This window comes from Pseudomonas sp. MWU16-30316, from assembly GCF_020515645.1.
In the GTDB taxonomy this organism is placed as follows: Bacteria; Pseudomonadota; Gammaproteobacteria; order Pseudomonadales; family Pseudomonadaceae; genus Aquipseudomonas; species Aquipseudomonas cerasi.
Map to the genome: position 1 here is coordinate 146,431 of NZ_JAIZAZ010000004.1, position 14,319 is coordinate 160,749.

The window sequence follows — 14,319 nt, forward strand, 5'->3', positions numbered from 1 at the left end:
TTCAATCATGGGCTGCGCTCCCGTTTATCCGTATCAGCGTTTGGATTCCCCCGGCCATGCAAAAAGAAACAGAAATCAAACTCCGCGTCAGCCGCGAGACCCTCGCTGCACTGCGTGAACACCCGTTGCTCAAGAAGCGCAACAAGAGTGGCTGGGAGCGCCTTGAACTGTCGAACCAGTATTTCGATACCCCGCAAGGTGAGCTGGCGCAGGCCAAAGTCGCCCTGCGCATCCGCCGCGACGGCGATCAGATCATCCAGACCATGAAGACTCGCGGGCAAAGCGTGGCCGGCCTGTCCGAGCGCAATGAATACAACTGGGACCTGAGCAAGGCCAAGCTGGACCTGAAGAAGCTCGAAGGCGATTGCTGGCCCGAGCAACTGGCCGATCTGGACAAGAAAACCATCAAGCCTCTGTTCACCACCGATTTCGTGCGTGAGAAAGCAGAGATCGCCTGGGGCCGTGGCAAGGCCAAAGTGGTGATCGAAGCCGCACTGGACCTGGGCCAGGTGGTAGCGGGCAAGCAGAAGGAAGAAATCTGCGAGCTGGAACTCGAGCTGCGTGAAGGCGAACCTCCCGCGCTGCTGGAGCTGGCCGCCGAATTGGCTGCAACGCTGCCGCTGATGCCGTGCGATATCAGCAAGGCCGAACGCGGCTATCGTCTGCTCGATGCCAGCAGCTACTCGCTGAGCCTGCACGCTCCCGCTCTGCACGCAGAAACGCCGCTGGACGACGCTTATTCCGCGCTGGCCTGGCATCTGCTGGGCAGCAGCCAGCGTCTGGCCGAGCAATACCGTTTCAACGGCCACTGGCGTCTGCTGCAGGACTGGGTCGAGATGCTCGCCGAACTGCGCGCCCTGACCAGCAGCCTCGGCCAGGCCGCGCCACGCACCTCGACTGCACAACTGCGTACTGCGCTGGACGCCTTGCTGGAAGACTGGCGACCGCTGGTTCAGGCCGGGCAGGACGATGCCGATGTACGCGGTGCCGCCCACGAGCAATTCCTGGAAGAATTGCAGGACACGCGCTGGGGCGAGTTCTCGCTGAATACCTCACGCTGGTTGCTGGCCCGCAGCTGGACCACCGAACGCAACACCCGCGGCAATCGTCAGGGCGCCGCACTGTTGAGCAGTTGGCTGCCACGCCTGCTGGGCGAAGAAGCCACGTCCCTGCAATTAAGTCGTTATCAGCAGCAGCCGGAAGACCTGGCAGAGCAACTGCCCCGCATCGAGCGCATCCAGTCCTGGCTGCACTGGGCACGCGGCGCGCTGGACCTGCCGGAACTGGATCGCTTGTATGGCGAACTGCGCAAGCTGGAAGAACTGGCGCATCTGGACATCAGCGACGAAGTCCTCGATGCCCGCGTGCAACAGGCAATCACCGTATTCCAGAGCCGCGCGTGGAAAACCCTGCTGCGCTTGTAAGGGCTGGATTCGTGGCATTGGTCCCCACGCTCCGCGTCCGATCTTGAACATGTGGTGCGGCGCAAATTTGTGACGCAGAGCGTCACGAACTGCATGCCAACGCGGAGCATTGGCACGATAGTCATCTTGATGCGTAGGTTAACTATCGTCCCCACGCTCCGCGTGGGGACGCCGTTCTGGACGCTCTGCGTCCGATCTTGAGTGTGCGGCGCGGCGCAAACTTGTGACGCAGAGCGTCACGAACTGCATGCCAACGCGGAGCATTGGCACGATAGTCAAAAGCGCACCTCGGCATCCGGTATGAGTTCAGCCTCCCTGGCGCAGCAGCGGCAGGCTGGTGGTGGATTTTATCTCTGACAGCGCTACTGTCGAGTTCACTTCCTGGATGCCGGGCACCAGCGACAGCTTTTCAAAGAAGAACCGCTCGTACGCCTCGATATCCGGGGTCACGATGCGCAGCAGAAAATCCACCGACCCCATCAGCACATAGCACTCCAGCACCTCCGGAAAACCACGAATCGCATCGGTGAACTCGGTGAAGTTGGAGCGCCCGTGGGCATTGAGTTTTACCTCGGCGAATATCTGTGTGTTCAGACCGATTTTCTTGCGGTCCAGCAACGCCACCTGACGGCGAATCACGCCTTCATCCTTGAGCCGTTGGATGCGGCGCCAGCAGGGTGATTGCGACAGACCGACCTGCTCGGCGATCTGCGCACTGGAAAGCGAAGCGTCTTCCTGCAGCAGCGCCAGAATCCTGCGATCGTAACTGTCCAGCTCGATTTGCATAATTAATTTTCTCAAACAGTCTGTGGCGCATTAACAAGTCTTATAAAGACTAATCCACCCAATGATGGACCAGAAATTTCTTTTCACGCATGCAAAGATTTCCAGCATCCTTCTGGAGTACCAGCATGCCCAATCTCGAAGCCGTCACCCCCCCTTCGCAGCGTCCAGATAGCTGGTCGTCGAGCAATGCGCAGTGCTGCGCACGCTACCGTGTCTGCGCCGAAGCCGAGCCTGCCTTGCTCTGTCAGGTGTTGAACCTGTTTGCCATGCAGTACCTGATTCCCGACCAATTGAGTGCCGTGCAGCAAGAGAACCTGCTGCTCATCGATCTTCAGGTCTCCAGATTGAGCTGGCATCGGGCACAAGTGATTGGTGAAAAAATGCGCAACCTGATCGACGTCTGCTCAGTGGAGGTCGAGCAAGTCGACGCCCGCAATACCGCGCAATCCCGTGTCGCCCTGGCGACGGGCTGAATCAATTCGCCTGCTCCGGCAATTCCCGGTCGCATAGAACGAACAACGCTGTCACGCTTGGCGTCTACTCTTGTTCATCGTCCAATGACGAATTGCCTCAAGGAGCGCACATGGCAGCCCTGGCCCCCTCTTCACAGGATCGCTGGCTCGATCTGAATGATGTGTTGCGTGATCTGGTTGCCGAAGGCTATCTCGGCCAGGACGACGCGGAAACGGCACTCACCCAACGTCGCAGCGCGGTGAACATCCAGCTGCATCCCCTCGAGTTTCTCGCTTCGCTGCAGTTTGACGACCTCAAGCGGCCGGGCAAGAAGCTGGACGTGGAAACCCTGACCGCCTGGCTGGCCAAAACCTGTGGCCAGCCTTACATGCGTATCGATCCGCTGAAGATCAACGTCGCGGCGGTCACACCACTGATGTCCTACGCCTTTGCCCAGCGCCACAAGATTCTGGCCGTGGCGGTCGATCGCGAATCGGTGACCATCGCCAGCGCGCAGCCTTATGTGCGCTCATGGGAAGCCGACCTGGCGCATGTGCTCAAGCTGCAGATCAAACGTGTGGTCGCCAACCCGTCAGACATCCAGCGCATGGCGATGGAGTTTTTCAGGCTGGCCAAGTCGGTCAGCGGTGCCAGCGCCTCTGAGCAAAAAATGAGCAACATGGGTAACTTCGAACAGTTGCTCAAGCTCGGCGCCAGCGATCAGGAGCCTGACGCCAACGACGCGCACATCGTCAATATCGTCGACTGGCTGTTTCAGTACGCCTTCCAGCAACGCGCCAGCGATATTCACATCGAGCCGCGCCGCGAACAGGGCACCGTACGCTTTCGAATCGACGGGGTGCTGCATAACGTTTACCAGTTTCCGGCGCAGGTGATCATGGCGATTGTCAGCCGCCTGAAAAGCCTGGGGCGGATGAACGTCGCCGAAAAACGCAAACCACAGGACGGGCGGGTCAAGACCACCACGCCTGAAAATCGTGAAGTGGAGTTGCGCCTGTCGACCCTGCCGACCGCGTTCGGCGAAAAAATGGTCATGCGGATCTTCGACCCCGAGGTGTTGCTCAAGGACTTCGACCAACTGGGCTTCTCCAGTGACGACCTGCGGCGCTGGCAGGAAATGACCCGCCAGCCCAACGGCATCATTCTGGTCACCGGCCCGACCGGTTCGGGCAAGACCACCACGCTGTACACCACCCTCAAGAAACTGGCGACCTCCGAGGTCAACCTGTGCACCATCGAAGACCCCATCGAGATGGTCGAGCCGGCCTTCAACCAGATGCAGGTGCAGCACAACATCGAACTGAGCTTTGCCGCCGGCGTGCGCGCGCTGATGCGACAGGACCCGGATATCATCATGATCGGCGAGATTCGCGACCTGGAGACCGCTGAAATGGCAATTCAGGCGGCGCTTACCGGTCACCTGGTGCTGTCGACGCTGCACACCAACGACGCACCCAGCGCCATCAGCCGGATGCTCGAACTGGGTGTGCCGCACTACCTGCTCAAGGCGACCATCCTCGGCGTCATGGCCCAGCGTCTGGTGCGTACCCTTTGCCCGCACTGCAAGGCCCCGATCAACCTGAACGAAACCGACTGGCAAACCCTGACGCGCCCCTGGCAGGCACCGGTGCCACCCGGCGCGCATCAGGCAGTCGGTTGTGTGGAATGCCGAGATACCGGCTATCGGGGCCGGGCGGGTGTCTACGAGATCATGGTCATGTCCGACAACATCAAGGCATTGATCTCGGCGGACCTCGACCTGACCGCCATGCGTCGTCAGGCCTTCAAGGAAGGTACGCGCAGCCTGCGTCTGTCCGGCGCGCAGAAAGTCTCGGCAGGCCTGACTACACTCGAGGAAGTGTTGAGGGTGACACCGCAGAGCGAACAACGTTGATCAGGGTGAAAGCGTTGTTCCAGAAGGCCGCGCGGCATGGCGAGCCAGCTAAAGTGAACTACGCGGTACACCTTGATTGAACTAGTTCGTAGCTTTGGCTATCCAACCCCTCAGAACAACCACAGCTGGAGTAATTCATCATGCGTCTCAAGTTCGCTGTCGCCACCGTAGCCTTGCTTTCCATCCCAATGGGTTCAGCGATGGCTGACACCTTCTGGCGTAATGTGCTGTCTTCCGGTGCAACCACCGGCTCGACTTACCTGACCTTCAAGGATCACAAGCTGATCGTTGCCGCCCAGGACGACGCAGGCAGCTTCGTCGCCAGCGACGGTGGCATCCGCGGTCCGTTCCTGGAAGCGGCCATCGAGCAGGTGCGCAAAGACAATCCAGGCCTGAAAGCCACCGACATGGAACTGGCCAACGCGATCCTGGATAAGAATCTGGTCGCTGAAAACCAGTAAGTCTTGCCGATTAGCTTCGCGCATAAAAAATGCCGCTCCATGGAGCGGCATTTTTGTGAGCGGCAATCGGTTATTCGCCGATAGCGCTCTTGTACCCGGCTGCATCCAGCAGCTTGGCCAGATCGCCGCTGGCGTCGCTTGGCTTGAGCTTGAAGATCCAGGCGTCGTACGGATCACTGTTGAGCGACTCGGGCGAATCGCCCAGCGCTGCGTTGACTTCGATCACCTCGCCCGCAACCGGCGAGTAGATATCCGAAGCAGCCTTGACCGACTCCACAACACCGGCGGTGTCAGCGGCAGCGAACACTTTGCCGATTTCCGGCAGTTCGACGAAGACCACATCGCCCAGTGCTTCCTGTGCATGGTCCGAGATGCCAACGGTCACGGTGCCGTCTGACTCCAGACGTGCCCACTCATGACTTTCGGCGAAACGCAGCTCGGCGGGAATATTGCTCATTTAGTCATCCTCAACATCGGGTCAGCGGAAAACCCGCCATTAGGTTAGATCAAGGTTTTGCCGTGGCGCACGAACGCAGGCTGCACCACGCGCACCGGGTACCATTTGCCGCGGATTTCCACCTCGGCCCGGTCAGCGGTCGCCATCGGAACGCGAGCCAGTGCAATCGATTTGCTCAACGTAGGAGAGAAACTACCACTGGTGATCTCTCCTTCGCCAATTTCTGCGACACGTACCACCTGATGCGCCCGCAAAACGCCGCGTTCTTCGAGCACCAATCCCACGAGTTTGAAGGCGGTTCCTTCAGCCCGTTCGCTCTCCAGTGCCTTGCGACCGATAAAATCACGGTCGGCAGGCTCCCAGGCGATGCTCCAGGCCATATTCGAGGCCAAGGGCGAAACATGTTCACCGATGTCCTGGCCATACAGGTTCATGCCCGCCTCAAGACGCAGCGTGTCACGAGCGCCCAGGCCGATCGGCGAAATACCCGCGCCAACCAATTCATTGAAAAAGCTTTGAGCCTCTTCGGCAGGCAGCATGATCTCCAGGCCGTCCTCGCCGGTGTAGCCGGTGCGCGCGATAAACCAGTCACCGTCATCAAGCCCTTCGAACGGCTTGAGCTGGTGGATCAGTTCGGCGCGGGCGCTTGAAACCAGCTCGGCGATACGGGTTCTGGCCTTGGGGCCTTGAATGGCGAGCATTGCCATTTCACTGCGCTCGACCAGTTGCACGTCGAAGTCGCCCAGTTGCGCCTGCATCCAGGCAAGATCCTTGACGCCGGTCGCCGCGTTGACGACCAGCCGATAACCTTCAGGCGTGAGGTAGACGATCATGTCATCGATCACCCCGCCGCTCTCGTCCAGCATGGCGCTGTACAAGGCACGACCGGGGGTTTTGAGCTTGTCTACATCATTGGCCAGCAGACGACGCAGCCAGACCCGGGCCTGACGGCCGAGCACATCGATCACGTTCATGTGAGAGACATCGAAGACCCCACAGTCGCGACGCACCTGATGGTGTTCCTCGACCTGCGATCCGTAATGCAACGGCATGTCCCAGCCACCAAAATCGACCATTTTCGCGCCAAGGGCGAGGTGCAGGTCGAACAGGGGGGTACGCTGTCCCATGGGTTTCTCCTTCCGGGCGTGGCGAAGGTGCGGGCAGACGAGATCGGCAAGCCCCCCAATAAACCGGAGTTTGCAGCACGTAACAGCTGACCGAATTGTCTGACAGACCGCACCAATTGCGGCGCATTGTAGCCGTAAGGTGAGAACCCCGCACCTAGCCAGTCTGACGGGCAGAGCGGCGAATCAGCCCAATGACGGGTAATAGTCCTACAAGCACCAGCGACAAAGCTGGCAACGCAGCCCGTGCCCACTCGCCCTCGCTGGTCATTTCGAAGATGCGCACCGCCAGCGTATCCCAGCCAAACGGGCGCATCAGCAGGGTTGCCGGCATTTCCTTGAGCACATCGACGAACACCAGCAGCGCCGCGCTCAGCGCCCCTGGCACCAGCAACGGCAGATACACGTTGAGAAACAACTTTGGTCCGCTGACCCCCAGACTGCGCGCCGCTTCAGGCAATGACGGGCGGATACGCGACAGGCTGTGCTCCAACGGACCGAAGGCGACGGCGATGAAACGCACCAGATAAGCCAGCAGCAAGGCCGAGAGGCTGCCCAGCAGCAAAGGCTTGCCTGCGCCGCCCAGCCAGCCGGACAGCGGAATGACCAGTTCGCGGTCCAGGTAACTGAACGCCAGCATGATTGAAACCGCCAGCACCGAGCCGGGCAATGCGTAGCCCAAATTGGCGAGGCTGACGCCGGAGCGGATCGCAGGCGTGGGCGCCATACGTCGGGCAAACGCCAGAATCAGCGCCACACTGACGGTGATCAACGCCGCCATGCCACCCAGATAGAGCGTGTGCAGAATCAGCCCTGTGTAGCGCTCATCCAGATCGAAGCGGCCACGCTGCCAGACCCAGACGATCAGTTGCAGCATCGGCACCACGAAAGCACAGAGAAACACCAGCCCACACCAGAAGCTCGCGGCCAATGCCTTGAGGCCGCGCAACCGGTAAAGCGCAGCGCCACGCGGACGCTCGTTGGCCGGTCGGCTTGCACCCCGGGCGCGGCGTTCGCCGTACAGCAGCACCAGCACGGCCAACAGCAGCAGGCTGGCCAGTTGCGCAGCGCTGGACAGGCTGAAGAAGCCGTACCAAGTCTTGTAGATGGCAGTGGTGAACGTGTCGAAGTTGAACACCGACACCGCACCAAAATCGGCCAGGGTTTCCATCAGGGCCAGCGCCACCCCCGCGCCGATGGCCGGACGCGCCATTGGCAGCGCCACGCGCCAGAACGCCTGCAGGGGTGTGTTGCCCAGCACTCGCGCAGCTTCCATCAAGCCCTTGCCCTGCGCCAGAAACGCCGTGCGCGCCAACAGGTAGACATAAGGATAGAAAACCAGCACCAGGACGATGATCACCCCACCGGTGGAGCGCACCCGAGGCAGGCGCAGACCGGAGCCGAACCATTCGCGCAACAGGGTCTGCACCGGACCGGAAAAATCCAGCAGCCCGACGAATACGAACGCCAGCACATAGGCGGGGATCGCGAAAGGCAGCATCAGCGCCCAGTCCAGCCAGCGGCGACCGGGAAATTCACACAGGCTGGTGAGCCACGCCAGGCTCACCCCCAGCAACGTCACGCCCACGCCGACACCCAGCACCAGGATCAGCGTATTGCCCAGCAGACGCGCCATCTGGGTTTCGAGCAGGTGCGACCATATCTGCTGGTCAACCGTCTCCCACGACAGCAGCAAAACGCTCAGCGGCAGCACGACCAGCGCTGCGATGGCGAAAACCAGGGGGTACCAGCGGCGTTGGGCAGGATGGGCCACGGTGTTCTCGAAATCGGGATGGATGAGTGAGTGACAAGTCTCTGCGTCATTCGTCTAGGGCGCTGGAGCGCCCACCGTTACACACCCGGAAAATGGGGGGGGATGAACCGTAGTATCAGGCCGGACATACACCTTTGTGGGAGTGAGATTGCTTACGAAAGCAACAGTCCAAACACCTCATTTACGGGGCTGTGCCGGCCTCTTCGCGAGCAAGCTCGCTCCCACGAGTCTTATGTATAACGATAAGCCACTGGGTATTAAATCAATTCCAGCCCGCGCGATCCATCATGCGTATCGCTTCTGCCTGACGCTTGCCTGCCACTTCGACCGGGAGGGTGTCGGCCTTGAACTGCCCCCAGCTCGCCACTTCTTCTGAAGGCGCCACGTTCGGGTTGGCCGGGAACTCCTGATTGACGCTGGAGAAAATCTTCTGCGCCTCAGGGCCGGTCATCCACTCGACCAGTGCCTTGGCCGCTTCAGGGTGCGGAGCGTATTGGGTCAGACCGATACCCGACAGGTTGACGTGCACACCGCGATCCGCCTGGTTCGGCCAGAACAGCTTCACCGCCAGGTCCGGTTTTTCCTTGTGCAGGCGGCCGTAGTAATAGGAATTGACGATGCCCACGTCGCATTGCCCGGCATTGATCGCCTCAAGCACTGCGATGTCATCGGAGAACACGTCGGTGGACAGGTTGTTGACCCAGCCCTTGAGGATTTTCTCCGACGCTTCGGCACCGTGGGTTTCGATCAGCGTAGCGGTCAGCGACTGGTTATAGACCTTCTTCGCGGTACGCAGGCACAGGCGGCCTTCCCAGTTCTTGTCGGCCAGCGCCTCGTAGGTACTCAGCTCGGCAGGCTTCACGCGGTCGGTGGAATAGGCGATGGTGCGCGCGCGAAGACTCAGACCGGTCCAGCCGTGCGTCGATGAGCGATACTGCGGCGGAATGTTGGCTTCGATCACCGGGGAGGTGAACGGCTGCAGGATACCCATCTGCTCGGCCTGCCAGAGGTTGCCCGCATCGACCGTCAGCAACAGGTCGGCGGTCGCATTCTGTCCCTCGGCCTTGATGCGCTGCATCAGCGGCGCTTCCTTGTCAGTGATGAATTTGATCTTCACCCCGGTACTGGCTGTGTACGCATCGAATACCGGCTTGATCAGCTCGTCGATCCGGGATGAATACACCACCACTTCATCGGCAGCCTGAGCGGTGCTGCCCAGTAAAGTCAGTGTCAGAGCAGCCAGAAGACGCTTGCTTGCCTGCATCGGGGTATCTCGCGTTCGCAAAGGAGGCAAAATGGTAGTGAATCCCATTTGCTATCTCAATCGAAGCGGCAGCGGAGCCGTTACCGGATGTGTCCAGGCTCGATCATGACCGGTGATCAGCACACAGCCCTGGCTCTGGAAAAGTTCGCGACCCGGCGCAGCTTGTCGACATCGAACACCTCCAGGTGCCCCTCTCCCAAGCGCACGATCCTGCGCTCATGCAGGTCCTGGAGCACTTCCAGCAAGGCCGGCGAGGCAAGCGCAAGACGCACCGACGCCTGAATGTCATCCAGCGCAATCAGGCGGCGTGCCTGGCTCAACGGGCCATACCCCTCGCTGAGCATCAACAGGCGCCAGGCAACCCGCGCCCGCGGCGGCAGGCGACGCATTTTCTCGGGGCTCTGCAGTGGCAAGCCGACCTTCTGGCTGAGCAGTGCGGCAAACCAGCGCCAGTACTCGGGGTGCCTGTCGAGCAGCCGGGCCAGGAATGGCTGCGGGATGTGCAGGAAGATGCTCTGTTCCAGCGAGCAGACTTCGAAACGGCGCGGCAGCCCGTCAAACAACGAGACTTCGCCAAACCAGCATGGCGCGCTCGCCGATTCCACATGCGTCAGCAGCCGCTGCTCGTGGGCACCGCCGATCCGCACGCGGCCCTCCAGCAGCACATAAACACCGCAGGGCAGATCGCCCTTGTCGAACAGCCGCTGGCCGGGCGTCTTGCGGCGCTGGCGGGCAGCCTCCAGCAGGCTATCCTGCAGATCGGCAGGCAGATGGGAAAACCAGTAATCGGATAGCAATCGTGACCGCCACGACACTCCATTTGTCATTTTTGCTCCCTTCTCTTTCAGCCATGCATGTTGTACAAGAAATCAGGCTCACGCCGGCCATCGTCTCAGGCAGGAATAATAATGAAAAACCTTGTCGATCATCTCAGCCAATACGCGGCTTATCACCGTGATTCGCGCAATATCGTGACGCACTTCGTGGGTATCCCACTGATCGTGCTGGCCGTGGCGGTGCTTCTCTCACGACCGGGATGGAATATAAGCGGGCTGTGGCTTTCACCGGCGGCGCTTCTGGCCCTGGGCTCGACGGTCTTTTACCTGCGACTTGACCGCGCTCTGGGCATCGTCATGGCGATATTACTGGCGCTGTGCATCTGGGCCGGGGCCGACCTTGCGCAGCAGCCAACCATGGTCTGGCTGAGTGCGGGCGTCGGGCTCTTTGTGATTGGCTGGATCATCCAGTTCGTCGGCCATTATTACGAGGGGCGCAAACCGGCCTTCATCGATGACCTGACCGGGCTGATCATCGGCCCGCTGTTTGTGGTCGCGGAGCTGGCGTTCCTGATGGGCCAGCGCAAACCGCTGCAGCACGCCATCGAAGAGCGCGTCGGCCCGGTCGGGCGTGCGACCCGCAAGGCGACGACCTAGGCGCCAAGCGCCGGGCACCGATCGTCACCAGCAACAACGATCAGTGCCCGCCTCTTAGCCGGCAAGCCCGGTGCTGTTCTGCAACCCGGCCAGCAACAGCCGCTGATACAACTCTTCGCGCAAGCCCTGCGGCTGGTCGAGCTGCATGCGTTGCAAGTGCGCAAGGAAGGCTTCGGGGTCCGGAGCATCGAGGGTCGCCTTGCCCAGCTCGAGGATTTCAGTGAGCTTGAGCTTGCTCTTCAGCCAGTTCAGGGCTCTCAGCAGATCGCGCTCCTCGGCGGTAAAGTCGCACCCCAGCGGGTACTCGGTAAACAGCGACGGATAGCGTGATGCGGTGTCCTTGAGGCGCTCGGGTGTGTTGTCAGTGAAGCGCGGATCGAGACGGAAGTCCTTGGGCAGCTTGCCAGCCTTTTGCGCCTGCTCGATCAGGCCCGATTGAAACCGCGAGTCGGTGATGTTCAGAATCCGCTCGATCACCGTCGCATCGGTCTGCCCACGCAGATCGGCGATGCCGTATTCGGTCACGACAATGTCGCGCAAGTGTCGGGGAATGGTGGTGTGGCCGTACTGCCAGACGATGTTGGAGCTGACCTCGCCGCCCGACTCACGCCAGCTGCGCAGCATCAGAATCGAACGCGCGCCTTCCAGTGCATGGGCCTGCGCCACGAAGTTGTACTGACCGCCCACGCCACTGAGCACCCGGCCGTCTTCCAGCTGATCAGCCACTGCCGCACCCATCAGGGTGACGGTAAACGCGCTGTTGATGAAGCGCGCATCGCGGCGTTGCAGGCGCTTGAGTTCTTCCTGGCCGTAAAGCTCGTTGATGTAGCTGATGGCGGTCATGTTGAACTGCGCCAGCCGCTCGGCGGGCAGCTCGCGCAGTCGCGCGTAGAAACTGCGCGGGCCGAGGAAAAAGCCGCCATGCACGACTACGCCACCAGGATGGGCATCCTCATCCAGCGTGCCCATGTTGGCCAGCCGTTGCAGCTCTGCATCGGCATACACCTTGCGCCGCACGATGCCGGCATCGGCGAGTACCAGCAGGCCGTTGACGAACATTTCGCTGCAACCGTAAAGGCCGCTGGCGAACGGCTGAACGCCGCCCTCCCGATCTATCAGGGTCTGCCAGTTACTCATGTTCAACTCGGCCAGCAGGCCGCGCCAGGTTTCGTTATCGGCCTGACGGGCCAGCAGCGCGCCGGTCAGTGCATCGCCCATCGAGCCGATCCCGATCTGTAACGTGCCACCGTCACGCACCAGCGTGCTGGCGTGCAGACCGATCAGGTGATCCTGATAGCCTACCGGCATGTTGGGGGTGGAAAACAGCGTACTGCGCTCGTCTTCATCGATCAGCACATCGAAGGCGTCGACATCCAGTTCCGAGTCGCCCGGCATGTACGGCAGATCGGCATGCACCTGGCCGAGCATCAGAATGGTCTCCCCGGCAGCCCGGCGCTTGGCGATCATGGGCAACAGGTCGAGGGTCACGTCCGGGTTGCAGCTCAGGCTCAACGTGCCTGGACGCTGCTCGTCACGGGCCACCAGTTGCGCGACCAGATTCAGGCCGTTGGCGTTGATGTCGCGGGCGGCGTGGCTGTAATTGCTGCTGACGTAGTCTTGCTGGGCTGACTGGCTGTTGAGCAAACTGCCTGGCTGCATGAAGAATTGCTGCACATGGATATTGGCAGGGAGTTTGTCGCGGCGCAGCGCAGCCAGGAAATCGAGTTCCGGATAGTCAGCGAAGACGCGTTCCAGAAACGGTTCGAGAAACCGCGCCTGCAAACCCTCCCCCGGCGTCGGCCGCCCGAGGGTCAGCGCGGTGTAGATCGTCAGCCGTCGTTCGGGCAACTCGCTGATGCGCTGGTATAACGCGTTGACGAAGCGGTTGGGCTTGCCCAGCCCCAGCGGCATGCCGAGGTGGATATGCTCGGGTAGCTGCGCAAGAACGTGATCGACGGCATGCTCAATGGAACAGGAATACGGCATCCCAGCTCTCCTGAATTGTTATTGGGTGCAGGTTGGACCGACGACAACGTCAAAGTGCTGCATGCTCTGCCACGCAGAGCATCATCGTTATACACAAGTCCTGGAACGCCCGGGACAAAAGGCTCCCAGGCTTCTGCCCGAAGGGCGTAGGAGCGAATTTGTTCGCGAAAGGGCGTGGACTATCGCCAAAAAAGCATCGATCTAAACATCATCTCCGCCAGCGAGCGAAGCGTCGCCCGGCTCGCTCCCAAAACACGCATGTACAGCGCCAGGCGCTCCAGCGTGTGAACGAGCGTGCACCTCACTTCAGCCCGGACATGCTCTGGATGGCACTCTTCAGTTCGTCGTTTGTGCAATCGCCGCAGGTGCCTCTCGGGGGCATGATGCCGAGGCCTTTGATGGTGCTGGCCAGCAGTCCATCAAGGCCGCCTTTTTGCTGGGCCCGCTGTTCCCAGGCCGCTGTGTCATCGATCTTCGGCGCGTTGAGCAGGCCGACGCTGTGACAGGCGACGCAATGCGCCGCGACGATGTCGTCAGGCGCTCGGGCGGTATCGGCGGCTTGCGCATTGAACGCCCACAACGCCAGAACGCCTGCGCTGCTCAGAATCTTTCGGGTCAGTTTCACGCATCACTCATCGCAAGGGGCGGGTCAGAAATTGGCCGGGGTGGCCGCACTGATCAATCGTGCCGGGACGTCGAACGGGTTACGAAAGCGATGCGGCCGGGTGCTTTCGAAATAGTAGCTGTCACCCGCTTCGAGCACATAGGTATCCAGCCCGACCACCAGTTCCAGCCGACCCTCGACGAGGATGCCGGTCTCTTCGCCTTCGTGGACGAGCATCTCTTCGCCGGTGTCGGCACCCGGTGGGTAGGTCTCGGTGAGAAAGGCGATGGCGCGGCCCTGATGCGATTTGCCGACCAGCTTCATGGTCACTGCACCGTCCGAGATATCAATCAGCTCGCTGGCCTTGTACACCACTTGAGCTGCGTTCTCGGGCACGGATTCTTCCGAGAAAAATTCGACCATGGACATGGGGATGCCGCCGAGCACCTTGCGCAGCGAACTGATCGAAGGGCTGACGCTGTTTTTTTCGATCATGGAGATGGTGCTGTTGGTCACACCTGCGCGCTTGGCGAGTTCACGCTGGGACAGGCCCTTGAGCTTGCGAATCGATTGCAGTCGTTCACCCACGTCCAATGCAATATTCCCCCAGGTTTTGTCAGGTCTAGTCGGTATGAACG

Annotated in this window: 14 protein-coding genes; 5 read left to right on the plus strand and 9 right to left on the minus strand. The window is 60.7% G+C overall.

Annotated elements, in window-relative coordinates; all coding sequences use genetic code 11:
* Window positions 1-56: 56 nt before the first annotated feature.
* The gene (locus LCH65_RS15345) at window positions 57-1,424 is read left to right on the plus strand and encodes a CYTH domain-containing protein (RefSeq protein WP_192872496.1); all 1,368 of its coding nucleotides are present in this window, start codon (window positions 57-59) and stop codon (window positions 1,422-1,424) included.
* A 306-nt stretch (window positions 1,425-1,730) separates the two neighbouring features.
* Here the strand turns inward: LCH65_RS15345 and LCH65_RS15350 are convergent, their stop codons facing one another.
* Window positions 1,731-2,210 carry an Lrp/AsnC family transcriptional regulator gene (locus LCH65_RS15350; protein ID WP_003432206.1) on the minus strand — a complete coding sequence of 160 codons (480 nt, stop codon included), beginning with the start codon at window positions 2,208-2,210 and terminating at the stop codon, window positions 1,731-1,733.
* Window positions 2,211-2,335: 125 nt separating this feature from the next.
* On the opposite strand from LCH65_RS15350, the gene LCH65_RS15355 reads away from it, so the two are divergent.
* The 3 genes from LCH65_RS15355 (at window position 2,336) to LCH65_RS15365 (ending at window position 5,039) form a co-directional block, all read left to right on the plus strand.
* On the plus strand, window positions 2,336-2,683 hold the full coding sequence (locus LCH65_RS15355) for a hypothetical protein (RefSeq protein WP_003367427.1): 348 nt from the start codon (window positions 2,336-2,338) through the stop codon (window positions 2,681-2,683).
* Between the two features lie 110 nt (window positions 2,684-2,793).
* On the plus strand, window positions 2,794-4,578 hold the full coding sequence (locus LCH65_RS15360) for a GspE/PulE family protein (RefSeq protein WP_003432204.1): 1,785 nt from the start codon (window positions 2,794-2,796) through the stop codon (window positions 4,576-4,578).
* 140 nt (window positions 4,579-4,718) lie between these two features.
* The gene (locus tag LCH65_RS15365; protein ID WP_002551535.1) at window positions 4,719-5,039 is read left to right on the plus strand and encodes a DUF2388 domain-containing protein; all 321 of its coding nucleotides are present in this window, start codon (window positions 4,719-4,721) and stop codon (window positions 5,037-5,039) included.
* Between the two features lie 70 nt (window positions 5,040-5,109).
* Here the strand turns inward: LCH65_RS15365 and gcvH are convergent, their stop codons facing one another.
* The 5 genes from gcvH to LCH65_RS15390 all read right to left on the minus strand — a co-directional run bounded on the left by gcvH (window position 5,110) and on the right by LCH65_RS15390 (window position 10,485).
* On the minus strand, window positions 5,110-5,496 hold the full coding sequence (gene gcvH / locus LCH65_RS15370) for a glycine cleavage system protein GcvH (RefSeq protein WP_003367432.1): 387 nt from the start codon (window positions 5,494-5,496) through the stop codon (window positions 5,110-5,112).
* A 44-nt stretch (window positions 5,497-5,540) separates the two neighbouring features.
* Window positions 5,541-6,623, minus strand: coding sequence for a glycine cleavage system aminomethyltransferase GcvT (gene gcvT, locus LCH65_RS15375; RefSeq protein ID WP_003367434.1), 1,083 nt, complete (start codon window positions 6,621-6,623; stop codon window positions 5,541-5,543).
* A gap of 154 nt (window positions 6,624-6,777) precedes the next feature.
* Complete coding sequence (locus LCH65_RS15380) at window positions 6,778-8,394, minus strand: iron ABC transporter permease (protein ID WP_003367436.1); 1,617 nt, start codon at window positions 8,392-8,394, stop codon at window positions 6,778-6,780.
* Between the two features lie 262 nt (window positions 8,395-8,656).
* On the minus strand, window positions 8,657-9,658 hold the full coding sequence (locus LCH65_RS15385; protein ID WP_003432198.1) for an extracellular solute-binding protein: 1,002 nt from the start codon (window positions 9,656-9,658) through the stop codon (window positions 8,657-8,659).
* 116 nt (window positions 9,659-9,774) lie between these two features.
* Window positions 9,775-10,485: a Crp/Fnr family transcriptional regulator gene (locus LCH65_RS15390; protein ID WP_151342047.1), complete on the minus strand. Its 711-nt coding sequence runs from the start codon at window positions 10,483-10,485 to the stop codon at window positions 9,775-9,777.
* Window positions 10,486-10,566: 81 nt separating this feature from the next.
* Between LCH65_RS15390 and LCH65_RS15395 the strand changes: the two genes are divergently transcribed.
* The gene (locus LCH65_RS15395; protein WP_003432196.1) at window positions 10,567-11,091 is read left to right on the plus strand and encodes an Mpo1-like protein; all 525 of its coding nucleotides are present in this window, start codon (window positions 10,567-10,569) and stop codon (window positions 11,089-11,091) included.
* Between the two features lie 54 nt (window positions 11,092-11,145).
* On the opposite strand, the gene LCH65_RS15400 is transcribed toward LCH65_RS15395, so the two are convergent.
* The 3 genes from LCH65_RS15400 to LCH65_RS15410 all read right to left on the minus strand — a co-directional run bounded on the left by LCH65_RS15400 (window position 11,146) and on the right by LCH65_RS15410 (window position 14,275).
* A complete protein-coding gene (locus LCH65_RS15400) occupies window positions 11,146-13,077 on the minus strand; it encodes an acetyl-CoA hydrolase/transferase C-terminal domain-containing protein (RefSeq protein WP_003432195.1) in 1,932 nt (643 codons plus the stop codon).
* 301 nt (window positions 13,078-13,378) lie between these two features.
* Complete coding sequence (locus tag LCH65_RS15405; protein WP_122241485.1) at window positions 13,379-13,702, minus strand: c-type cytochrome; 324 nt, start codon at window positions 13,700-13,702, stop codon at window positions 13,379-13,381.
* A 24-nt stretch (window positions 13,703-13,726) separates the two neighbouring features.
* Complete coding sequence (locus LCH65_RS15410) at window positions 13,727-14,275, minus strand: cupin domain-containing protein (protein WP_003314015.1); 549 nt, start codon at window positions 14,273-14,275, stop codon at window positions 13,727-13,729.
* Between the last annotated feature and the right edge of the window lie 44 nt (window positions 14,276-14,319).